Origin of the sequence: Pantoea sp. GbtcB22, assembly GCF_019091025.1 — a bacterium.
Lineage (GTDB): Bacteria > Pseudomonadota > Gammaproteobacteria > Enterobacterales > Enterobacteriaceae > Pantoea > Pantoea leporis.
This window is the reverse complement of the sequence record NZ_JAGXKB010000002.1, coordinates 91,230-112,011: the sequence shown is the minus strand read 5'-3', so window position 1 is coordinate 112,011 and position 20,782 is coordinate 91,230. Positions and strand designations below refer to the sequence as shown.

Sequence of the window (20,782 nt, the reverse complement as noted above, 5' to 3'; positions counted from 1 at the left end):
GGTTCACCCACTATTAAGAGGCACGCCATGCTGGAAAACCATCCACAGCGCGACGAAATCAGGCTGGAGAATGTGCTGGCGGCGTTGGGCAACCCGATGCGCATGACGGTAATCAGCATTCTGGCGGACGGCGGCGAACATACTTGCGGATCGCTGCTGAAAGGCGTCTCCAAATCCACGTTGACCCATCACTGGCGCGTACTGCGCGAGGGCGGCATTATCTGGCAGAAACCCTCTGGACGTGAAAACCTGCTGTCGTTGCGACGCGACGATCTCGATGCCCGTTTTCCGGGTCTGCTCGATTCGCTGTTAAGCGCCACCCAGCAAGATCCCCTGACCCGCACCACGCTGGATGATTTCCAGATTAAATAACCCGCGCACGCCCAGCCAGCGTAGCCACAATCATCTGCAACCCCGCAATCACCAACAGCAGCATCAGCGGCCACTGCCAGTTGCCGCTGACATCATGCAGCAGGCCAAAACAGAGCGGGCCCAGCGCCGCTAATCCGTAACCGACGCACTGTGCCATGCCCGACAATTTCGAAGCCTGCAAATGATCATGGGTGCGCAGATTAAACAGCGACAGGCAAATCACCATTGATGCACCGGCGCCCAGTCCCGCCAGAATCAGCCACGGCAGTGCGTATTGCGGTGCCATTAACAGTCCCGCGACGGCGATAAAAATCGATAGCGATGCGAGAAAACCAATCATCCGCTGGTCGTGCATTTTTTTCAGTGCGCTCATGCAGGCCAGGTTCGAAACGATGGCCACAATCTGATAGACAAACAGCATGCCACCCGCTTCCAGCTGGCTAATGCCGCTGTCTTGCGCAAAAGGCGTAAACCAGCCGATCAAGGTGTAGAACACCAACGACTGGCAGGCCATAAACAGCGAAACCTGCCAGCCTAAGGCCGCGCGCCACGGTGAGCGCGTTGATGCGCCGTTGGCGCTGTTTTTGGTCTGAGGCGCAGGTTTTTTCAGGTACGGCAGCCAGGCCAACAGAGCGATAATCGCCGGAATCAGCCACACCGCTAATGAGAGTCGCCAACCCGCGCGACTCAGCTCTGCCAGCGGCACCACCACGCCCGATGCAATGCTGGCGGTGATCGCCATGGTCATCGCGTACAAGCCAACATATCGCGCGGTGTGTTCGGTGAAATCACGCTTAATCAGCGGCGGCAGCAGCACGTTGGCCGCCGCAATCCCCGAGCTCAGGATGATCGTTCCCACCCACAACGCATTTTCACTGCCGCTGATACGCAGAATCGATCCCAGCGTGATGAGCAGCAATGCGCCCCATAAACTGCGCTCAAGACCAAAACGGTTGCCGAACCATGCTGCGGGTGGCGCTAAGGTAGCGAACATCAATAGCGGCAAGAAGTTGATCACGCCCGCCGCACTGGCGCTCAAGCCAAACGTCAGACGGATGTTTTCCAGCACCGGGCCAACCGCGGTAATAGGCGTGCGCAAGTTGGCCGCTGTCAGCAGCAGTAAGAACAGGAAAAAACCAGAACGACGCAGAGCAGGATTCGCAGATAAAACGGTATGGGTCATATTTTCGCACCATAGCAATGAGGCAGAGCGAGTCTGCTTATGGTGCGTTGGTTGACGTTAACGCTTACGCAGCGGCGATTAACTGCTGAAAGGAGGGCAATACTAACGAGGGGCTTTTAGGATGTAAAGTATCAAAACCCATCAAAGACAAAATCAACCGAGTCTTTAATCCGCTGGCGATACACACGTGCATCCATCACCTGATCGCCTAGAAGCGACACGCGCACACTGGCCATTTCGTGAGTCATGACCAGAAATTCCTCGCCTTCAACCTTGATTACCGGATTAAGTCGTTCAACTTGCTTTTTTTTAAACTGGTTTAGAGGGTAGAGCGGGATAACGATTCGTGACGCCAGTTCGCCGATAATCTCACTTTGAACGTCTACCAGATAAGGGTACTCGCTGTTCCTATTGGTATTGCGATAAATAAAATATTGCATGTCTAAAACGTCCTGTATTCATCCGACAATAAACCGTGTTCTTCGGTTATGCGATTGAGTTCCTGCAAACCTTCACTGTTTTCACGCTTCCATCTTTCCGCTTCGGTTATGCGAATTTCATGTTGCAAAGCTTTAGATAGGATGGCGGATAAATTGAGCCCTGCTTCTCTAGCCTGCTCGAGTAATGCAGGTTCAAGTGTCACACTGACAGTTTTTTTTTGTCTTACGGCTGTAGAAGGCATAAATCCCCCGTGTAGTTAACACGTGTATAAATCAGTGTGTTGAGTATGGGTGAAATCTGCGCTCTCTGCAATGCAGCTTTCTTAACGTGCTATGGACTTTTAAAATTTCTAAACATGGTAAACCTTGCGCCATCGCTCATCCGCGTCCACCTTTAGTATTTCCCTTTTCCACAAATGGACGAACAATGATCTGGTTATGGAACGTGCTTATCTTGCTGGCAACCGTGGTGGTGATGGAAATCGTCGCGGCGCTGTCGCATAAATACATCATGCACGGCTGGGGTTGGGGCTGGCATTTGTCGCATCACGAACCGCACAGCGGCAAGTTTGAACTTAACGATTTGTATGCGGTGGTGTTTGCGGTGCTGGCGATCGTGCTGATCTATGTCGGCGTGCAAGGCATGTGGCCGCTGCAGTGGATTGGTGCCGGGATGACGACCTACGGCGCGCTTTACTTCATGGTGCACGATGGCCTGGTGCATCAACGCTGGCCGTTTCGCTATATCCCGCGCAAAGGCTATCTCAAGCGCTTATACATGGCGCACCGCATGCATCATGCAGTGCGCGGGCGTGAAGGCTGCGTGTCGTTTGGTTTCCTCTACGCGCCACCGCTCAATAAGCTGCAAGCCACGCTGCGTCAGCGCCACGGGAGAAAAATCAACGAGGACGCTGCCACAGACCAGCCGGACGTGGCGCCGGACGAGCCACACGCGAAGTGATCGCCAGGCCGGCCCCTTTCACCAGCAGCGCCAGTTTTTCGCTGCGGCTGGTGCGCTGTCGTGAATCCCAGGCGTGAACACCGGCGTGCTGAACTTTCACCCCGATTTCGCGATAAACACCGCGTGCCGTCGCGATGGCCCACGCCGAGCGCAGCGGCAAACCCGGCAAGCCGAACCGCGCCGAGTGATAATAGGGTTCCGCTTCCGTCACTAAACGCGCAGCCAGCGTGGCCAGCGCCGCACGATGTTGCGGTGCTGTCAGCGTATCGGCGCGTAATCCCGCCTGATCGAGCCAGGCTTGCGGCAGATAGCAGCGACCATTTTCGGCATCTTCGACGATATCGCGCGCAATGTTAGTAAGCTGGAACGCCAGCCCTAAATCGCAGGCGTGATCGAGCACCGCTTCGTCGCGCACGCCCATTACGCGCGCCATCATCAAACCGACTACGCCCGCGACGTGATAGCAGTAACGCAGCGTGTCGTCGAAACTCGTATAGTGTTCGTCGCGCGCATCCATGGCGAAGCCTTCCAGATGATCAAACGCCAGCTGTTGCGGCAGTTGATGAATAAGCGCCACTTCCTGAAACGCCCTAAACGCCGGTTCATCCATGTGCGCGCCGCTGTAGGCGCGGCGGGTTTCAATCTGCAGATGCTGCATGCGTGCCTGTGCATCTTCGACGGCATGCTGCGTGCCGCCTTCGCCCAGCGTTTGCCCATCAATCACATCATCGCAATGACGACACCATGCATACAGCATCAGCGTGCTGCGGCGTGTCGGTGCATCAAACAGCCTGGCGGCGGTGGCGAAACTCTTCGAGCCCACCGCCATGGTTTGTGTCACTTGCTCGAGTAAAGGCTGTCGATTCATTCGGCGCGATCCTCCAGCATCAGCTGAGCGGTGGCCTTGGCGGAACCAATTACGCCGGGCACGCCCGCGCCTGGATGCGTACCCGCACCCACCAGATAGAGATTGCTGATATCGGCATCGCGGTTATGCGGTCGGAACCAGGCGCTTTGCGTCAAAATTGGCTCCAGCGAAAATGCCGAGCCGTGATGAGCATGCAGCGTGTCGCGAAAATCAAACGGCGTAAACATTCTGTGTGTTACTAATTGCTGACGTAATCCCGGCATGTAGTGCTGCTCCAGATAAGCAAAAATTCGATCGCGCAAGCGCGGTCCTTCCTGTTGCCAGTCGATGTCAGCGGTGCCGAGATGCGGCACCGGCGCTAACACATAAAAGCTGCCGCAGCCGGGTGGTGCCAGTGACGGATCGCTGCTGCAGGGCGCGTGCAGGTAGAGTGAAAAATCCTCCGCCAGTTGGCTGCTATTAAAAATCTCATCAATCAATTCGCGATAGCGCGGACCAAAACAGACGGTATGATGCGCGAGCTGTTCATGCGGCTGATTGAGGCCAAAATAGAGCACAAACAGAGAGTTGCTCATGCGCTTACGCTTCAGCGATGTCGCACGTTTCATTGCTAGAGGATGATGGCGCAGAAGTTTGTTGTAGGTATGCACCACGTCGGCATTGGAGGCTACGGCTGCGGCATCGAAGCGTCGTCCATCCTTTAACTGGACGCCGCTAATACGATTTTCATTGGTTTCCAGCTGGCTCACTTCGGCATTCAGTAACAGCTCGCCACCCAGATCCTCAAACAGTCGCGCCATGCCCTTCACCAGCGCGCCGGTGCCGCCGCGCGGAAACCATACGCCCCATTCACGTTCCAGCGCATGAATTAAGGTATAGATTGATGACGTTGCAAAAGGATTACCGCCCACCAGCAATGAGTGGAAGGAAAACGCCTGCCGCAGGTGATCGTCCTGAATAAATTTCGCCACCATGCTGTAGACGCTGCGCCACGCCTGCAAACGTCCCAGCTGCGGTGCAACACGCAGCATGTCCCGCACCTGCAGAAACGGCACCGTGCCGAGTTTCAGATAACCCTCTTTGAATACCTCGCGCGAATAAGCGAGGAACTGACGATAGCCCGCGACGTCCTGTGGATTGAAGGTAGCGATCTGCTGCTCCAGCAGCGGCTGATTGTTGTCGTAGTCGAGCTGTTTGCCATCTTCCCAACACAGGCGATAGAAGGGCGTGACCGGCATCAGCTCGACGTAATCGCTTAGCGATTTTCCCGCCAGCGTGAACAACTCTTCGATAGCGCTGGGATCGGTGATCACCGTGGGCCCGGCATCAAAGGTAAAGCCGCTATCTTCAAACACATAGGCGCGTCCGCCCGGTTTGTCGCGCTGCTCGAGTAAGGTGGTTGGTATGCCCGCCGCTTGCAGGCGAATCGCCAGCGCCAGGCCGCCAAAGCCTGCGCCAATCACATAAGTGCGTTTCATTTTTTCTTCCCTGGTTCGACAGAATTCAACAGCGCGTGCAGCGCTTCACCGATGGGCACCGGCGGCTTGCCGCACAGAATCCGCGCTTTATCATGCAGACGAAGTTGTCCGGCGTAAAAACGGCTGATTAACCCGGCATTGAGCCGGTAAAAACGTTGCATTACACGCCAGCGCTGCTGCGGCTTACCGGCCAAAAACAGCATGCGGTTCAGCAGGCGGAAAAATCGCTGCTCGCGCCACTGCTGACGGGCAAAGCGTTCGATGTGTTGACTGAGCGTGCGGGCATCGGTGGGCAACAGCGTGGCTACCAACTCCGCCAGCGCCACGGCGGACGGCAAAGAATAACCGGTTGTCGCATGAAACAGTCCGGCGCGCAGGCCGCTGCATGGCTGGCCGCGCTGCTGTTGCCAGAATCGATCAATATTGCCGCTCAGGGTAATCGGTAATATGCCGTGCTCTTCACGCAGCAGTGTGCCAGGCCGCCAACCTTGCTGTTTGGCGTAGTCAGCGATGTGCTGACGAGCGGAGTTCTCCGCCAGCGTAGGTTGATTAACGTAATGCGTATCTTCAATCAGTAACCGATCGGCGCTGAGCGGCAGCGTGTAAACAAAACGATAGCCCGCTTGTTGATCGACGGTGGCATCCATCAGAATCGGCTGCTGCAGGCCGTGCGGCTGCGCCAGCTGCCACTCTTGTCCAAGAAACACCTGATAACCCAGTTGCAGATGCGGCGTTGGCTGCAGGCCGCGGCCATCAATCACCACCTGCGCATCAAGTTCACGCCCATCCGCCAGCGTCACCTGTGTGGGTTTTACCTGTTTAACGGCAGCATCTGTCCACAGATCGTCACCCATCGCCGCGAGTAGATGCCGGGCAAAATCGCCTGACGCGATGGAACAATAATCCCCGTCCAGGTTGCGGCGCAACGCGGGAAAACGCACCTGATAGCCAGGCCAACGCGCCGTGATCAGCGGCTGCAGCCAGCGCAGCTGATCGGCGCTAAGATCGCTCTGATGAAATGACCAGGTATGATTGCCTGCCGGATGTGCGTCGCTCTCCAGCAACAGGCATTTGAGCTGCGGCTTCAGTTGGCGCAGACGTAGCGCAATCAAACCGTTTGCCAGTCCGGCACCGACCAGAATCACATCGTAGTGCGCACGCATCAGGTGGCCTCCGCCAGCACAACTTGTTGCTGGCACAGCGCTTGTTCGACGATGTCGGCCGCACGCTGGCAACCGCCTGCGCGCTGCAACTGTGCCTGTATCGCTGACATCCGTAACGCGTAGCGATCGTCGGTAAGTAATTGTCGCAGATGCTGCTCCAGTTGATGAATGCGGTTAAAGCGCGATGCGCGCCGTCCAATGCCATGCCACTCAATGCGCGCTGCCACGCCGGGTTGATCAAAGGCAATGGGCAGCGCCAGCATCGGCGTACCGCATTCCAGCGCTTCCAGCGCGCTGTTTAATCCGGCATGAGTAATAAAAAGCTGCGCGTGTTGCAGGGCGGCACGTTGATCGACAAAATCCGTCACCCACGCCGCACCAGCCAGTTGCAACTTGTGCACCTGATCGGCGTTCAATCCCCCACAATGAGCGATCACCAGCGAAAGTTGCTGGCGGCGGCACGCCTGTGCCAGATGCAAAAACAGGCGGAAGCGATGGCCTTGCAGCGTACCCAGCGAGGCGTAAACCACCGGCTGGCGCAGCGCCGGCCAGGGCGCATTGAGCGGCGCTGCCGCAAGCGGCGCACGCAGTTGTCCGACGGCGTGATAGCAGGCCGGCAGTTGCTGACGCGGAAAATCAAAGGCGGGCACCATCTGGCTGATTTGTGCCAGCGGCGAAAGGCACTGATGCAATCCGCGCCGCTCCGTCAAATTGAACGCCCGCGCGTGTTTGAGGATGACGTCGCCGTGGCGACGCATGATGCGATCATAGATATCGCTGCTGGCCTGAAAACGTTTCAGCGCTTTTTCATCCTGAGCATAACGGAAGGGCATCACCGCCAGCGGAATGCCGGCTTCACGGTTGACCGGTAGGGCGCAGGCCACCGAAACAAACGGCAGATGCAGCGCTTCAGCGACTAATCCGCCTGCTGCTTCCATTTCATCAGCGATCACACCATCAATGTTCAACGATTTCAGTACCGCTGGCAGTTCTCGGCACAGCATATCGGTGCAGGAGGCGAGATCGTTGATTACGCGAAACAGCGACAGGCCGCCCGGCGAAGCCAGCCGATGCAGCACGGGCGCCAGCGAACCGGCCGGATGCGTTTGCTGGCCTACTGCAACGAAATTAATGCGTTCGTCGCTGAGCAAAGTGCGGGCGTCGGCTTGCTGGATGAAGGTGATGCGATGGCCACGCGCCAGCAGCGTTTGTGCTAACGCCTGCAACGCGTGAAAGTGGCTGTAAAGCGGCGGCGCGATCACCGCAAAGTGGCCCAACGGCTTAGCCGCGCTCAGTTGAACATCGCTAGCTGTTGATTAAACAGCGCGTGCATGTATTGGCGAGTGGCGATGCCGCGATGGCAGGCGCAGGCAAGGTGTGCATCGGCACTGCGCAGATGATCGCGCAGACGACGTTCTGCGCCGTCAGCCCCGAGCATCTGTACCAGCGTGGATTTACCCTGATCCTGATGCACATCTTTGCCGGTGTGTTTGCAGCTGTCGGCGAGGTCGTCGAGCAGCTGAAACGCCTGGCCCAGATCCTGAGCAAAGAAGCTAAGACGTTGCCGCACCTGCGGTGAAGCGTCAGCGGCAATCGCCGCCATTTGCAGCGTGGCGCGAAACAGCACGCTGGTTTTCAGTTCATTGGTCAAGGCGATCGCTTCCGGACTGCGGCTCTGGGTGCCGTCGTGCAGATCCTGAAACTGCCCTTGCACTAATCCCTGCAGGCCCACGGCGGCGGAGAGTTCGGCAATCGCTTCAGATTTGTGCACCGCAGGCAAATCGGGTGCGATGGCAATCACTTCAAATGCGCGGCTCAGCAGCGCGACGGCGGCGAGAATCGCCACGTTTTCACCAAACTCGCGATGCACGGTGGGACGACCACGGCGCATTTGCGCGTTATCCATTGACGGGATGTCATCCAAAATCAGCGATGCCGCGTGCACCATTTCCACGGCACAGGCGAGATCGAGAATGCCATTTTGCGTCAGCTCGCAACCCATATCGCGCGCTGCCAGCATCAGTAATAAAGGACGGATGCGCTTGCCCTGCGCCAGCGTACCGGCACGCATCGCGGCACGCACGCGATCGCTTTGCTGTCCTGCAGGCAGTAAATGTTCGAGATGCGCCTGTAAAATTTGCTGCAGCTGAAGCAGTTCGCTTGTCTGATGCGCTGTGCTATCGACATGGGTGGTCATAATGGCTATCCATGGTTGATGAAATTATTATGCTTTTTGATTAACCGTAGACTGCGTAAGGTAAGTTTGCCAGCGAGGGCCTTGACTTTGTAGCGTGCGCCTTCATACGCACCAGGTAAACATCGTAATAATACTATGCGTGATCTTATCAGCGAAAAAAGTAACAGCAACGCCGTAACATAAATAACTCCGTTAGGCTGGTGGTCAATAAATACCGCTAATGGAACATAAAATGACGAATACCAAACCTGCCGTGCTGATTATTCAGCCGCTAATGCCGCAGTTAGATGAAAAGCTCACGCAACATTTCCATTGCCATCGTTTATATGAGCAGCATGACGCAATGCTATTTATCCAGCAGCATGGCAAAGCGATCAATGCCATCGTTACGCGCGGCGATGTCGGGGTGGAAACGGCACTGCTGGAGCAACTGCCGGAGTGTAAAGTCATTGCTGTATTCGGTGTCGGCACCGATCGTATTGACCTGAAATACACTGCCGAAAACGATATTCAGGTCAGCATCACCCGCGACATTTTGACTGACGATGTTGCCGATTTGGCAATGACAATGACGCTGGCGTTCTCGCGTAATTTGGTCGCTTACCATCAGTTTGCGAAATCCGGGGCATGGGAAAATAACGGCGTCGAACTCTCCAGCCGCGCCAGCGGAAAAAGAATTGGCATCGCCGGGTTAGGCGCGATTGGCTTAGCCATCGCGCGCCGTGCCGAAGCCTTTGGTATGGAAGTGGCGTATACCGCGCGTTCGGCGAAAGACGTCAGCTATAAGCGCTGCGATACGATCGAACAACTCGCCACCTTTAGCGATTTTCTGGTGCTGGCACTGCCGGGCAGCAAAGAGAATGTGCAACTGGTCAACGCGAAGGTGCTGGCGGCGCTCGGCAAAGAGGGCGTAGTGATCAATATTGCGCGTGGCACAGTAATCAATGAACCCGATCTGATCGTTGCACTGCAGCAGGGAATCATTAAAGGGGCGGCGCTGGATGTTTATCCGGATGAGCCAAAAATTAATCCCGCGCTGCGTAAACTAAATAATGTGCTATTAACGCCGCATATTGCCAGCGCAACTCACGAAACGCGTGCGCAAATGACCAATAATGTGCTGGAGAATTTACGGGCCTATTTTGCCGATGGGAAGATTCTGACATCGGTATAATTTAAGCATCCGGATTAAGACGAAATTCTTATATCCTGCGTAATAATCCCTATTTAGCGATAGCAATTTTCGTTCAGCCAGGCTGTTATGATATCGGCACTTAATTCAGGAGCCCATTATGACAGCACAGAAAATTGCAATTATTGGCGGCGGCGTTATCGGATTAGCGGTGGCGCGCGCCTTAGCGCTGCAGGGCGTTGAAGTCACCGTTTTCGAACAGCAGCACATTGGCGCGGGCACCAGCAGCACGACGTTTGCCTGGGTAAACTCCAATGGCAAACAGCCGCGCAGTTATCACCTGCTTAATGCGCTCTCGATGGAAGAGCACCTCAAACTGCAGCAAGCGCAGCCGAACGGATTGCGCTGGCTGGAAACTGGCGGTACATGGGAGTGGGCCGCCGAGGGCGATGCGCAGCAACGTTTGCTGCAGCGTGCCACGTCGTTGCAATCGGCGGGTTATGCGGCACGTGAAGTGTCGCCAGCAGATGTGCTGCGCGATATTCCGGAGCTGCGGGCGCAGGCCATCAGCGGCAGCGTGTGGCATTTCCCGACAGAATCGGTGCTGCATCCGGCGCTCTATCTGGCGCGCTTATGGTCAGAAGCCAAAGCGCGCGGTGCGGTGCTGTACCAGCATCAGCGTATCAATAGCATCAGTGAAAGTGCCGATCGGGTTACGCTGCAGCTGGAAAATGGCGAGCAGTGGCAGGGCGATCGTATTGTGTTAGCCACCGGACGCTGGGCCAATCAGCTGCTAAATTCACTGGGACTCAATCTGGCGTTGCTGGATACCAGCAAACCGAACGCGGTGGCTTGTAGTTTCCTGGTGCGCACCGCGCCGCAGCCGTTATCGCTCAATGCCAATCTCATCTCTCCGCAACTTAACGTACGCCCGGACGGCGGCGGACGTTTGCTGCTGCAAGCCTTAGAGTTGGATCACCTGGCCGATTCTGCTGCGCCACCCTCAATCACCAGCGATATCGCCGCGCAGTTCCGCGAGCGTTATCACGCGCTGTTTGCGGATGCGGGCGAGTTGCAGATTGAACAGATTGTGGTGGGGCAACGCGCACGACCTGCCGATGGTTTACCGGCGCTGGGCTATGTCACCGCGCATCATCGCGTGTATGTGGCGGTGACACACAGCGGTATCACCCTTTCGCCATTGATTGGCAAGCTGGTGGCTGAAGAGCTGATCGGTGATGTGGCAAGTGAGCTGCTGAGCGATTTCCGTCCGCAGCGTCTGCTGGGCAAAAGCGTGGAAGCGTTTGCGCCCATTAAGCGTAATTTCCCGGCGGCGCAATAACGCGATGATTGCCGTTCGCAGGCGGCCTCATCCATTTGCATCAATAACGCAGTCGCCCACTGAAACCATTCGAAATTATCGCACCTGATTTCAGGGTTAAATCGCATTCCTGTTCTCGCGGCTGCAGCGCGTTAATGAAGCTATCGGCCCATTTGTGGCAATCATGCAGATGCAGGTTTTTTAGCAGGCTGGCGTGACGTTCGCGACGCACCGAAAGCGGCATGATAAGCGCGGTATGAATGGCATCGGCGATGGCATCGGGATCGTAAGGATTGACCAACAGTGCGCCCTGCATCTGTTCGGCGGCGCCGGCAAACTGCGACAGAATCAGCACGCCGGGATTAGCGTGATCCTGCACCGCCACATAGGTTTTCGCCATCAAACTCATCCCGGCTATCAGCGGTGTGACCAACGCCACACGCGCTGCACGGTAAAATCCGCACAGTTCTTCATGTGAATAATGGTTGCTCAAATAACGCACCGGATACCAGTTCAGCTCGCCATGCACGCCGTTCATTTCGCCACAGCGGGTTTCCAAATCGCGCGATAACTCTTTAATGCGATGGCTGTAACCTGACGCCGCTGAAGCCAGTTGCACCATGGAAAACTTGTGGTGATACTCCTCGTGTTGACGCAGTAAAACTTCTATGGCGCTGATGCGGTAGGGCGTGCCGGTGCTGTCGTCAAAATGGCCACCGCTGAGGATCAGATTCTCCGGTAAGGTTGCGCGACATTGCTGCTCCATATACTGGCAGCTGTTGCTTTCAGCTAGCGCGCTGGTTTCCACGGTATCAATGCCTACCGGGAATACGCCTACGCGAATCTGACGGCCGTGGATACGCAGCGTGTAAGGCGTTAGACGCTCGCAACGGAAGCGGGATTCAATCCAGGCGGTGAAATTGTTCATGTCTTGGGTGGTCTGAAAGCCAATTAAGTCGGCGCACAATAATGCATCGGCCAGATAGCGCCAGTTCGGCACCGATTCAAAAGATTGTCCTGCTGGGAAAGGCTGATGGAAAAAGAAGCCGATACGATTTATCAGGCCGGCATCGCGCAGCATTTTAATGCTGGGAATCAGGTGATAATCCTGCAACCAAATATCATCATCGGGCATGGCATATTCACTGATGGCGCGCGTATAGGTTTCATTCAGTTTCATATAACCGATTTGGCTGCTGGTGGAAAAACGCGCCATGTCGGGGCGCTGATGAAATACCGGCCACAATCCCTGATGAATATATTGATGATAACCTTCTTCATATTCTGCTTTGGTTAAGCGAAATGTCAGCGTGTCGAATGCTTTGCCGCTAGTAAAATTCAGCTCACGATGAGGTTCAGTGGTAAATGATTCAAACTCGCCACTCCATTTCACCCACATGCCACCGCGACGCGTCAATATGCTTTCATAAATGTTAGAAAGCGTTGAGTGATTATTTTGATTGTGTGATACCAAAATCAAGCCTGACATAGTTTTGACCCGTTGCTTAATCTGCCCATGAATCATTGGCAGAGAATTTAAAAAAGGTTGGCGCAGTATAAATTGCAGCATGCCGCTCATGATTTACGCTCACAGGCGTTAATGGACCGGTGCGTGTTGACCGCTGACGTTATGCGGATGAACCGCTATTAGTGAGTTCGATACTTTTCATCTCGCGCTACCTCTCCGAATCCTTCAGGGCTGTCGATGAAATTAATCTAACCGACCAACCCGTAAAAATGTCGTAAAAAAGACGCTGAGAGTTATAAAAATTTAATAGATTTTATTTACAACCAGGATAAATGTTGGCGTTAATTTTTTTGATCACTTTAGATGGCGACTTTAATGGTTTGAGGGGAGTACTTATGCGCAAAGACACATTCGGCCTGTTAGAATGACCGCCGTTCATAGAGGAATCTAAGAGGTTTAATCGTGTCAACGTTAGTATTTAGAGAAGCCAGGCTGGCAGATGTGGATCGCTGTTACGCGATTGAAATTGAGGCTTACGAAGGTGATGAAGCCGCCACGCGTGAAAAAATTGCTACCCGCATTGCGCAGTATCCACAGGGATTTTTATGTCTGGAAACCGATGGCAAGGTGATTGGTTTTATCAACGCCGGTTGTGCGTGGGAGGTGGTGATGTCGGATGAAGCGTTCAAAGAGTTAATCGGCCACGATCCGGCAGCACCCAACGCCGTGATTATGTCGGTGGTGCTTGATCCCGCTTATCAGGGCAAAGGTTATGCGTCGCTGCTGATGCGCCAGTTTATCGAGCTGATGAAGAAAATGGACAAGCGAACCATTCATCTGATGTGCAAAACCCAGCACGTTGAGCTGTATAAAAAATGGGGCTATCAGTACATCAAACCGTCTGAGTCAGACCACGGTGGCATGGCGTGGCATGAGATGCTGATGAAACTGTAATTCAACAGGTAAATATAACGCTAAGCATTCAATGATCGCACATTCCCTGGCGGCGCGATTTATCGCGCAATAAATTACGCCGCTAGGACACCTGCGCACACTTTATGCAGCCACACCTTTCGGCTGAGCCGACAGATGTCCCGCCCATAAACTGGCCACCCATTTCACGCCTTTGGCGGTGAAACGCGCTTGGGAGAAAGCATGCTGATTCTCGCCACGTCCGGAGCGCAGGGTGAAATATCCCGCCTGTATATGGTGCTGCTGCGGTGCCAGCGTGCCTTTTTCGCGATACATGATGTTGCGTTCTAACAAAAACTCACGAAACTCAGTTTCCTTTACCTTCAACATCTTGCACAGCTGACGAAAGCCGAGCGAATCTTCGATCTCGACAAAGCGATCAAAAAATTCAGCCTTAGGGGCCGACAACGCAAGTTGCTGCTCAGCCGCACGGCGCTGCTCAAATTGCTCCGCCCAGGCGCGGGCCGCTTCCGCCGGATTGGTGAAATCAGGCAGATGAGTAAACTGTTCACGCTGCTGCCAGAGATCGAGTAATTCCGCAGTGAAGCCAGGCGAAAGCCGGGCAACGGCAAGTAATGAATCGCGCTTGTTAAGATGAAACTCCTGACGCACTTCACCCTGATGCTCATAGAGAGTAACCGTCAAAGGCTGGGAAAGACGCTGTGCGGTTTCCAAGCTTTTCACCAGGCGCTTCACTTCGCCGTGCGTAATGCCCGTGACATGGGCAATTTCGCGGCTGCTCATCATCATTGATGCATTCAAAGCAGACAGACTTTCCGTTGAGATCATCATCATTATCACCTCTTGCAGACTTACTCAGCCTCGTGGCTGTTGAATAAGTATACGCAACACTGTTTATATATCCAGTATTATTTTTAACCGTTCACTTAAGATGTTCGGCTTTGCGTAACGTTTCACAAAGCCAGATCCCGCACACCCGGCGTTCTACGTATTCTCTTAAAGTGAGGTTTTAGCGGTTTATTAAATTGTCGCGCTGAGTGCTGTTTGATAATTTTGAGCCAATTTTCCGGGCTTTTGTCGGCTTTCTGCAGCATTAGGTGCAGGGCTGATGTGTGCCTTTTTTAACAGCAATAAGTAGTTAACTGGCGGCTGTGCTGCTGGAGAAACGATGAAAAAGAATAAATTTAAAACCCATTTGGTTTCACTAGGTTTACTGGCGGAAAAAAAGCTGACCAAACGCAGAACGCTGCCCGATTACAATCCTGCCGCAGAGCAGGATATCAATTTAGTTGCACGCCAGACCGCGCCCGCTGCCATTCCGCGTCAGATTTGGATGTACTGGGAAAGTGAAACGCTACCGGAAGAAGTGCAGATTTTTGTCGATAAAATCGTGCGCGAAAACCCCGGCTATCAGGTAATCGTCATCAATAACCTGAATATTCAGCACTATCTGCCCGATCTGCACTTCGTGCATCAGGATATGCGTCCTTCACATAAAAGTGACGTAATCCGGCTGGAACTGCTGTATCGCTATGGCGGAATCTGGATGGATGCCACCATCATTCTCAACCGCACGATGGACGAATTGTTAGCGTTGAATGTTAACGATGGTTATGACTTGATCGCCTTTTATCGCGACAGTTCGACGCTGGATAAAGCCTATCCGGTGATTGAATCCTGGTTCCTGGCCGCGCCAAAAAATAACGCCTTTATTGCGCGCTGGTTGCACTTTTTCCGCCCGATTGTTGAAGTGGGCGCCGACGAGTTTTTCCGTCGTTTGCTCGCGCTGCCCAATTACGAAACTATTGTTCAGGGCATCACGCCACCAGATTATTTGGTGGTGTATATCGCGCAGCAGCAGGCGCTGCGTGAGAACAATCAGTACAACTTCTATTTGCGTAAATGCGAAGCCAGCGCGTTGCTATATCAAAGCCTGGTGGAGTGGCGTCCGGTGAAGCTGAGCCGCATGCTGATGGTCGATCGTCTGCCGGCCGTCTTGCCGCCGCTGACCAAACTGACGGGATTTGATCGTAAATATCTCGACACCAACCTGAAATATGGCGTGGTGAACAAAGACAGCTTGTTGGGTCAGATTCTGTTAAACAGCCAGAAGGGCGCCCGCCCGCAGACACCGGTTCCGGCACTGACGGGCAAGGCATAACGCATCACGGATTGATCAACTGCTGGAGTGCCGCGGCGCTGATTTCATCGTCCGGCACATACACCAGCAGGCGATCGCCGTTGCGTGACGCGGACCACCAGTTATTTTGCCGCAGCGTCATTTCACCCACTTCGTCGCGGTAAAAACGTTTTACGCGATTTTCCACCTGGCCCAATTCATAACGCTGCCAGGTGTGCGCAAACTCATCTGAACTGTTTAGCAAGCGGGCAAGAAAGCTTTCCCAGTGTGGATCGCCAAGGTGCTCGCCCATCTGCCCGCGAAACATCGCCACCATCTGCGGCATCACTTCATCCCAGTCATTCAGCGCTTTGCGCCAGGTTGGGTGGTTGAAGGCCAGCCAGATGCAGTTGCGATCTTCAGGCGCGATCTCGGCTAGATCCACGCCCATCAAGGCACACCACGCAGCGTTGTAACCGAGAATATCAAAGCGCGGCGTCTCAATAATCGCCGGTAACTGGATCGCATCGAGCATCTGCTGATTGTGCGCGGCAATTTTGCAGCAGGCGGCTACCACGCGCACCGAGGGCAATGCGTGCCCGGCGAGCGAAAACAGGTGCTGCGTTTCCACATCGTTGCACTGCAACGCGCTAGCGATCGCCGTCAGGGTTTTCGGCGAGGCTTTGATATCGCGTCCCTGTTCCAGCCACGTATACCAGGTCACGCCAACATCCGCTAACTGCGCGACTTCTTCACGGCGTAAACCCGGCGTGCGACGATGGCGCATGCGGGGTAAACCGAGTCGATTGGGATCGAGATTTTCCCGGCGCGTGCGCAGAAAGGTGCCGAGTAATTTACGGTTGTTTTGTTCGGTGGTAACAGGCGCGGATGCCAGGCTCATAAGCAGATCCTTCGACAAGACGGGTAGTGTTTATACCATGATAATCAAGAACTGGTACCCGTTTAACGGTTAGGTGATGCTATGCCGTACTGACAGCAAAAACAAGGTAAAACCGATGCAGACATCGCAACTTCAACGCACAGGATTGATGGTCCTGCTTGCCGGGCAACTGCTGCCCATGATTGATTTTTCTATCGTTAACGTAGCGTTAGACGCGATGGCCCACACGCTGCAGGCCACGGCGATTGAGCTGGCGCTGATCGTCGCGGTCTACGGCATTGCCTTTGCCATCTGCCTGGCGATGGGCGGACGGCTCGGCGATAACTACGGTCGCCGTCGCGTGTTCCTTGCCGGAGTAGGGATCTTCGGTATTGCATCTTTATTATGCGGCATCGCCAACAGCGTTGGCCTGTTGATGTTTGCCCGCGCGCTGCAAGGCGTGGGCGCGGCCTTTATCGTGCCGCAAATCCTCGCCACGCTGCACATCACGCTGAAGGGCAGAGCGCATGCGCGCGCCATCGGTTTGTATGGCGGCATTGGCGGGCTGGCCTTTATCATCGGTCAGGTGTTGGGCGGATTTCTCATCAAAGCGGATATCGGCGGCTACGGCTGGCGCAGCGTTTTCCTGATTAACCTGCCAATTTGCCTGTTTGTGCTGATCACCGCGCGCCGCTTTGTGCCGGAGACGCAGAACACGCAGCGCGTACCGGTGGATATTAGCGGAACCTTGCTGCTGGCGGGCGCGATTGGTTGCCTGATGCTGGCACTGGCGCTTGGTCCGCTGCTGCATTGGTCGTGGCCGTGCATCTTGCTGCTGGTGCTGTTCCCGCTGTTTCTGCATCGTCTGCGCCAGAGTTCGCTGCGTTTGGAAGCGGCCAACGGCGCGCCGCTGTTGCCGCCTTCACTACTGCGTCTGCCGAGCGTGCGTTTTGGCCTGACGCTGGCGGTGCTGTTCTTCTCCTGCTGGAGCGGCTTTATGTTCTCTGTGGCACTGACGCTGCAGGCCGGTTTAGGGCTGACGGCGTTTCAATCCGGGAATGCGTTTATCGCGCTTGGCGTGGCCTATTTTATCGGGGCGATGCAATCCACGCGCATCGTCGAGCGTTTAGGTAAGCGCGGCGCCTTATTGATGGGCTGCGGTATTCAGATGGTTGGATTGGTGGCCCTTATCGCCACGCTGCAACTCGCCTGGCCGCAGGTCGGTATTTTCACCCTAATTCCCGCCACGGTGCTGATTGGCTTTGGTCAGTCGTTTATCGTCAGCACCTTCTACCGCATTGGCATGAGCGGCGTGCCGCATCATCAGGCGGGCGCGGGCAGCGCGGTGCTGTCGACGGTTCAGCAATCGGCGTTAGGTTTAGGCCCGATGCTGCTGGGCGGTGTATTCACGCAGATTTATACGCACGGCAATCATCTGGCGGCAATCACCGGTACGCTCGGCGTTGAGTTGGTGATGATGGCATTGCTGGTGATCTTCACCAGCCTCAATCGCCGTACGTTTCAGCCGGTAACGGCAGAAGGGTAATTCTTATGCGGGGATTTTGGCAGGAGCGATGCAGCTTATTGTAAAACAACCGAAAATCCGCGGGTCGCGATGAATTTACCTTTGGCTCAGCGGTCTTTTTTCCGGAACATATCGCCGCAGTTAACGGGCTGAACCTCGTGTTCAGCCCGTTTTTATGTGGTGCGGAAGCAAGGCGCTTGAATCAGGCACAGGAAAAACGGCAGGCTCACAACAGATGAAGAAGATGTTAACCGGGTTACTTTTAATGGTAACCACCACTGCCTTTGGTGCAGATGATTTCACCCTAAAGGATATTCACTTTGCTGGGCTTCAGCGCGTCGCACCCGGCGCGGCGTTGCTGCATATGCCGCTGCGTGTTGGCGATCGCGTCAATGATGATGATATTCGCCACAGCATCCGCGCGCTGTTCGCCACCGGCAATTTTGACGATGTGCAGGTGCTGCGTGACGGGGATGCGCTGCTTGTCAAAGTCAAAGAGCGCCCGGCGATTGCCAGCATCTCATTCTCTGGTAACAAAGCGATTAAAGAGGATCAGCTCAAGCAAAACCTTGATGCCTCGGGCGTGCGCGTGGGTGAAGCGCTGGACCGCACCACGCTATCGGATATGGAAAAAGGGCTGGAAGATTTCTACTTCAGCGCCGGGAAATATACCGCCAGCGTCAAAGCGGTCGTCACGCCGTTGCCGCGCAACCGTGTCGATCTGAAGTTCATTTTCACCGAAGGCGTGTCGGCGAAAATTCAGCAGATCAACATTGTCGGCAACCACGCTTTTTCCGCTGATGAACTGATCTCGCATTTCCAGCTGCGCGACGATGTGCCGTGGTGGAATTTGATCGCCGATCAGAAATACCAGAAACAGAAACTCTCAGGCGATTTAGAGACGCTACGCAGTTATTATCTCGATCGCGGTTACGCACGCTTTAACCTCGATTCCACACAAGTCAGTTTAACGCCGGATAAAAAGCATATTTACGTCACGATAAATATTCATGAAGGCGATGTTTATCATGTTAGCGGCGTAACGCTGAGCGGAAATATGGCCGGCTATTCCGCCGAAATTGAAAAACTGGCGCACATGCCGGCGGGCAGCTTATACAGCGGGGCAAAAATCAGCCAAAACGAAGAGGCGATTAAAAGCCTGCTCGGTCGTTACGGCTATGCGTTCCCGCAGGTGAATACGCAATCGGAAATAGACGACAGCGATAAAACCGTGCAGCTACACGTGAATGTCGATGCCGGGCGGCGCTTCTCAGTGCGACAGGTGCGTTTCTCGGGCAATGACACCTCGAAAGATGCGGTGCTGCGTCGTGAAATGCGTCAGATGGAAGGCGCATGGCTGGCGAGCAATCAGGTGGAGCAGGGCAAGGCGCGCCTTAATCGTACCGGTTATTTCGAAAGCGTAGATGTTGATACGCAGCGCGTGCCGGGCAGCCCGGATCAGGTGGACGTGGTGTACAAAGTGAAGGAGCGCAATACCGGCACCTTCAACGTTGGACTGGGTTACGGCACCGACAGCGGCATCAGTTATCAGCTTGGTGTCAGCCAGGATAACTGGATGGGTACCGGCAATACCGTGAGTTTTAGCGGCACGAAAAACAGCTATCAAACCTATGTCGAAATCGCCGCTACCGATCCCTATTTCACCGTGGATGGCGTGAGTCTTGGCGGCAAACTGTTCTACAACGATTACAGCGCGGAAGATAACGATCTTTCCGAATACACGCTGAAAAGCTTCGGCGCGAGTAGCACGTTAAGCTTCCCAATCGGCGAAAACAGCAGCGTGAACAGCGGGCTGGATTACGTCTATAACCGCGTCAGCAATATGGCACCGCAGGTAGCAATGTGGCGCTATCTGGGTTCGCAGGGCATTCATCCAAAAGTCATCACCAGCGATGACGACGATGACGACGCCACCGTGGCGGACAAATTTACCGCCAACGATTTCTTCTGGAACATAGGCTGGAGCTACAACTCGCTGGATCGCGGCTTCTTCCCTACCTCGGGCGTGAGCGCAGGTTTCAACACCAAAGTGACCATTCCAGGTTCCACCAACAGTTATTACAAAAGCACGTTGACCGCAAACGGCTACGTGCCGCTGAGCAGCGACCATCGCTGGGTGCTAATGGGCCGCAGTAAAGCCGGTTACGCCGACGGTTTAGGCGGCAAAGAAGTGCCGTTCTACGATAACTTCTATGCCGGCGGCTCCAGTTCGGTACGCGGATTCTCCTCCAACACCATCGGGCCAAAAGCCGCCTATTACCGCTGCAGCGGCAGCGAAAGCAGTTACGGTGCTTGCCCGGTGGAGAAATCGGATGATGCGGTGGGCGGTAATGCGATGGCGGTGGTGAGCGCGGAGCTGATTGTCCCTACGCCGTTTATCAGCGAGCGCTATGCCGATGCGCTGCGCACTTCATTGTTTGTTGATGCCGGCACCGTATGGGATACCGGCTGGCAGAATACCGCAGCCACTAAAGCGGCGGGGATTCCCGATTATGGCGATCCCAGCCAGATTCGCGTGTCGAGTGGCGTGGCCTTGCAATGGCAGTCACCGCTGGGTCCGCTGGTGTTTTCGTATGCGTTGCCGATTAAAAAATATGAGGGCGATAAGTCGGAGCAGTTCCAGTTTAATATTGGTAAAACCTGGTAGATGTATTTAATTCGTTAAAGGTTGAGAGGAGTTTTACATTATCTTTAAACGGTTAAGACGGAATAAAATAGCCA

The 20,782-nt window shown here is 54.7% G+C and carries 19 protein-coding genes; 8 read left to right on the top strand and 11 right to left on the bottom strand.

The window, feature by feature from the left end:
- Positions 1–27: 27 nt before the first annotated feature.
- Complete coding sequence (locus KVT28_RS08410) at positions 28–372, top strand: helix-turn-helix transcriptional regulator (protein WP_101761121.1); 345 nt, start codon at positions 28–30, stop codon at positions 370–372.
- Here KVT28_RS08410 and KVT28_RS08405 read toward each other — a convergent pair.
- The 3 genes from KVT28_RS08405 to KVT28_RS08395 all read right to left on the bottom strand — a co-directional run bounded on the left by KVT28_RS08405 (position 365) and on the right by KVT28_RS08395 (position 2,237).
- Entirely contained in the window at positions 365–1,555 is a 1,191-nt protein-coding gene (locus tag KVT28_RS08405) for an MFS transporter (protein ID WP_101761120.1), read from the bottom strand. The genes KVT28_RS08410 and KVT28_RS08405 overlap by 8 nt on opposite strands.
- A 131-nt stretch (positions 1,556–1,686) precedes the next feature.
- On the bottom strand, positions 1,687–1,995 hold the full coding sequence (locus tag KVT28_RS08400) for a CcdB family protein (protein WP_137387189.1): 309 nt from the start codon (positions 1,993–1,995) through the stop codon (positions 1,687–1,689).
- Positions 1,996–1,997: 2 nt separating this feature from the next.
- Positions 1,998–2,237 carry a type II toxin-antitoxin system CcdA family antitoxin gene (locus KVT28_RS08395; RefSeq protein ID WP_101761118.1) on the bottom strand — a complete coding sequence of 80 codons (240 nt, stop codon included), beginning with the start codon at positions 2,235–2,237 and terminating at the stop codon, positions 1,998–2,000.
- A 185-nt stretch (positions 2,238–2,422) separates the two neighbouring features.
- On the opposite strand from KVT28_RS08395, the gene KVT28_RS08390 reads away from it, so the two are divergent.
- Positions 2,423–2,956: a sterol desaturase family protein gene (locus tag KVT28_RS08390; RefSeq protein ID WP_101761117.1), complete on the top strand. Its 534-nt coding sequence runs from the start codon at positions 2,423–2,425 to the stop codon at positions 2,954–2,956.
- Here the strand turns inward: KVT28_RS08390 and crtB are convergent.
- Genes crtB through KVT28_RS08365 form a run of 5 tightly spaced genes read right to left on the bottom strand, consistent with a single transcriptional unit; the run spans position 2,895 to position 8,662 of the window.
- Entirely contained in the window at positions 2,895–3,824 is a 930-nt protein-coding gene (gene crtB, locus KVT28_RS08385; RefSeq protein ID WP_217547671.1) for a 15-cis-phytoene synthase CrtB, read from the bottom strand. The genes KVT28_RS08390 and crtB overlap by 62 nt on opposite strands.
- Positions 3,821–5,302: a phytoene desaturase gene (locus KVT28_RS08380; protein ID WP_217547669.1), complete on the bottom strand. Its 1,482-nt coding sequence runs from the start codon at positions 5,300–5,302 to the stop codon at positions 3,821–3,823. The genes crtB and KVT28_RS08380 overlap by 4 nt, the downstream gene beginning before the upstream one ends.
- Positions 5,299–6,465 carry a lycopene beta-cyclase CrtY gene (gene crtY / locus KVT28_RS08375; RefSeq protein ID WP_217547666.1) on the bottom strand — a complete coding sequence of 389 codons (1,167 nt, stop codon included), beginning with the start codon at positions 6,463–6,465 and terminating at the stop codon, positions 5,299–5,301. The genes KVT28_RS08380 and crtY overlap by 4 nt, the downstream gene beginning before the upstream one ends.
- The gene (locus KVT28_RS08370; protein WP_217547664.1) at positions 6,465–7,742 is read right to left on the bottom strand and encodes a glycosyltransferase; all 1,278 of its coding nucleotides are present in this window, start codon (positions 7,740–7,742) and stop codon (positions 6,465–6,467) included. Before KVT28_RS08370 ends, crtY begins: the two co-directional genes overlap by 1 nt.
- 14 nt (positions 7,743–7,756) lie before the next feature.
- Positions 7,757–8,662, bottom strand: a complete 906-nt coding sequence (locus tag KVT28_RS08365) for a polyprenyl synthetase family protein (protein ID WP_217547662.1) — start codon at positions 8,660–8,662, stop codon at positions 7,757–7,759.
- Positions 8,663–8,894: 232 nt separating this feature from the next.
- On the opposite strand from KVT28_RS08365, the gene KVT28_RS08360 reads away from it, so the two are divergent.
- Both KVT28_RS08360 and KVT28_RS08355 read left to right on the top strand, forming a co-directional pair.
- Positions 8,895–9,836, top strand: coding sequence for a 2-hydroxyacid dehydrogenase (locus tag KVT28_RS08360; RefSeq protein ID WP_217547660.1), 942 nt, complete (start codon positions 8,895–8,897; stop codon positions 9,834–9,836).
- Positions 9,837–9,954: 118 nt separating this feature from the next.
- Entirely contained in the window at positions 9,955–11,136 is a 1,182-nt protein-coding gene (locus KVT28_RS08355) for an FAD-binding oxidoreductase (protein WP_192235485.1), read from the top strand.
- A gap of 40 nt (positions 11,137–11,176) precedes the next feature.
- Here KVT28_RS08355 and KVT28_RS08350 read toward each other — a convergent pair whose 3' ends face one another.
- Positions 11,177–12,604 carry a trehalose-6-phosphate synthase gene (locus tag KVT28_RS08350; protein ID WP_225608264.1) on the bottom strand — a complete coding sequence of 476 codons (1,428 nt, stop codon included), beginning with the start codon at positions 12,602–12,604 and terminating at the stop codon, positions 11,177–11,179.
- A gap of 441 nt (positions 12,605–13,045) precedes the next feature.
- Between KVT28_RS08350 and KVT28_RS08345 the strand changes: the two genes are divergently transcribed.
- Positions 13,046–13,537 (top strand): GNAT family N-acetyltransferase, encoded by a 492-nt coding sequence (locus KVT28_RS08345; RefSeq protein ID WP_110867007.1) that lies wholly within the window; start codon positions 13,046–13,048, stop codon positions 13,535–13,537.
- A 102-nt stretch (positions 13,538–13,639) separates the two neighbouring features.
- On the opposite strand, the gene KVT28_RS08340 is transcribed toward KVT28_RS08345, so the two are convergent.
- On the bottom strand, positions 13,640–14,347 hold the full coding sequence (locus KVT28_RS08340) for a phage antirepressor KilAC domain-containing protein (RefSeq protein WP_217548509.1): 708 nt from the start codon (positions 14,345–14,347) through the stop codon (positions 13,640–13,642).
- A 337-nt stretch (positions 14,348–14,684) separates the two neighbouring features.
- On the opposite strand from KVT28_RS08340, the gene KVT28_RS08335 reads away from it, so the two are divergent.
- Positions 14,685–15,677, top strand: a complete 993-nt coding sequence (locus KVT28_RS08335; protein ID WP_217547657.1) for a glycosyltransferase family 32 protein — start codon at positions 14,685–14,687, stop codon at positions 15,675–15,677.
- A gap of 4 nt (positions 15,678–15,681) precedes the next feature.
- Here the strand turns inward: KVT28_RS08335 and KVT28_RS08330 are convergent, their stop codons facing one another.
- The gene (locus tag KVT28_RS08330; protein ID WP_137387201.1) at positions 15,682–16,536 is read right to left on the bottom strand and encodes a helix-turn-helix transcriptional regulator; all 855 of its coding nucleotides are present in this window, start codon (positions 16,534–16,536) and stop codon (positions 15,682–15,684) included.
- A 115-nt stretch (positions 16,537–16,651) separates the two neighbouring features.
- Between KVT28_RS08330 and KVT28_RS08325 the strand changes: the two genes are divergently transcribed.
- Both KVT28_RS08325 and bamA read left to right on the top strand, forming a co-directional pair.
- Positions 16,652–18,061 (top strand): MFS transporter, encoded by a 1,410-nt coding sequence (locus KVT28_RS08325; protein ID WP_110867003.1) that lies wholly within the window; start codon positions 16,652–16,654, stop codon positions 18,059–18,061.
- 214 nt (positions 18,062–18,275) lie between these two features.
- Positions 18,276–20,708 carry an outer membrane protein assembly factor BamA gene (gene bamA / locus KVT28_RS08320; protein WP_217547655.1) on the top strand — a complete coding sequence of 811 codons (2,433 nt, stop codon included), beginning with the start codon at positions 18,276–18,278 and terminating at the stop codon, positions 20,706–20,708.
- Positions 20,709–20,782 lie beyond the last annotated feature (74 nt).

What these genes read in the sequence shown, in the direction of transcription:
- KVT28_RS08360 (WP_217547660.1), top strand. Translation starts at nt 8,895, where the DNA reads ATGACGAATACCAAACCTGCCGTGCTGATTATTCAGCCGCTAATGCCG.
- KVT28_RS08340 (WP_217548509.1), bottom strand. Translation starts at nt 14,347, where the DNA reads ATGATGATCTCAACGGAAAGTCTGTCTGCTTTGAATGCATCAATGATG.
- KVT28_RS08405 (WP_101761120.1), bottom strand. Translation starts at nt 1,555, where the DNA reads ATGACCCATACCGTTTTATCTGCGAATCCTGCTCTGCGTCGTTCTGGT.
- KVT28_RS08395 (WP_101761118.1), bottom strand. Translation starts at nt 2,237, where the DNA reads ATGCCTTCTACAGCCGTAAGACAAAAAAAAACTGTCAGTGTGACACTT.
- KVT28_RS08325 (WP_110867003.1), top strand. Translation starts at nt 16,652, where the DNA reads ATGCAGACATCGCAACTTCAACGCACAGGATTGATGGTCCTGCTTGCC.
- crtY (WP_217547666.1), bottom strand. Translation starts at nt 6,465, where the DNA reads ATGCGTGCGCACTACGATGTGATTCTGGTCGGTGCCGGACTGGCAAAC.
- KVT28_RS08390 (WP_101761117.1), top strand. Translation starts at nt 2,423, where the DNA reads ATGATCTGGTTATGGAACGTGCTTATCTTGCTGGCAACCGTGGTGGTG.
- KVT28_RS08365 (WP_217547662.1), bottom strand. Translation starts at nt 8,662, where the DNA reads ATGACCACCCATGTCGATAGCACAGCGCATCAGACAAGCGAACTGCTT.
- KVT28_RS08410 (WP_101761121.1), top strand. Translation starts at nt 28, where the DNA reads ATGCTGGAAAACCATCCACAGCGCGACGAAATCAGGCTGGAGAATGTG.
- KVT28_RS08355 (WP_192235485.1), top strand. Translation starts at nt 9,955, where the DNA reads ATGACAGCACAGAAAATTGCAATTATTGGCGGCGGCGTTATCGGATTA.
- crtB (WP_217547671.1), bottom strand. Translation starts at nt 3,824, where the DNA reads ATGAATCGACAGCCTTTACTCGAGCAAGTGACACAAACCATGGCGGTG.
- KVT28_RS08380 (WP_217547669.1), bottom strand. Translation starts at nt 5,302, where the DNA reads ATGAAACGCACTTATGTGATTGGCGCAGGCTTTGGCGGCCTGGCGCTG.
- KVT28_RS08350 (WP_225608264.1), bottom strand. Translation starts at nt 12,604, where the DNA reads ATGTCAGGCTTGATTTTGGTATCACACAATCAAAATAATCACTCAACG.
- KVT28_RS08330 (WP_137387201.1), bottom strand. Translation starts at nt 16,536, where the DNA reads ATGAGCCTGGCATCCGCGCCTGTTACCACCGAACAAAACAACCGTAAA.
- KVT28_RS08335 (WP_217547657.1), top strand. Translation starts at nt 14,685, where the DNA reads ATGAAAAAGAATAAATTTAAAACCCATTTGGTTTCACTAGGTTTACTG.
- bamA (WP_217547655.1), top strand. Translation starts at nt 18,276, where the DNA reads ATGAAGAAGATGTTAACCGGGTTACTTTTAATGGTAACCACCACTGCC.
- KVT28_RS08400 (WP_137387189.1), bottom strand. Translation starts at nt 1,995, where the DNA reads ATGCAATATTTTATTTATCGCAATACCAATAGGAACAGCGAGTACCCT.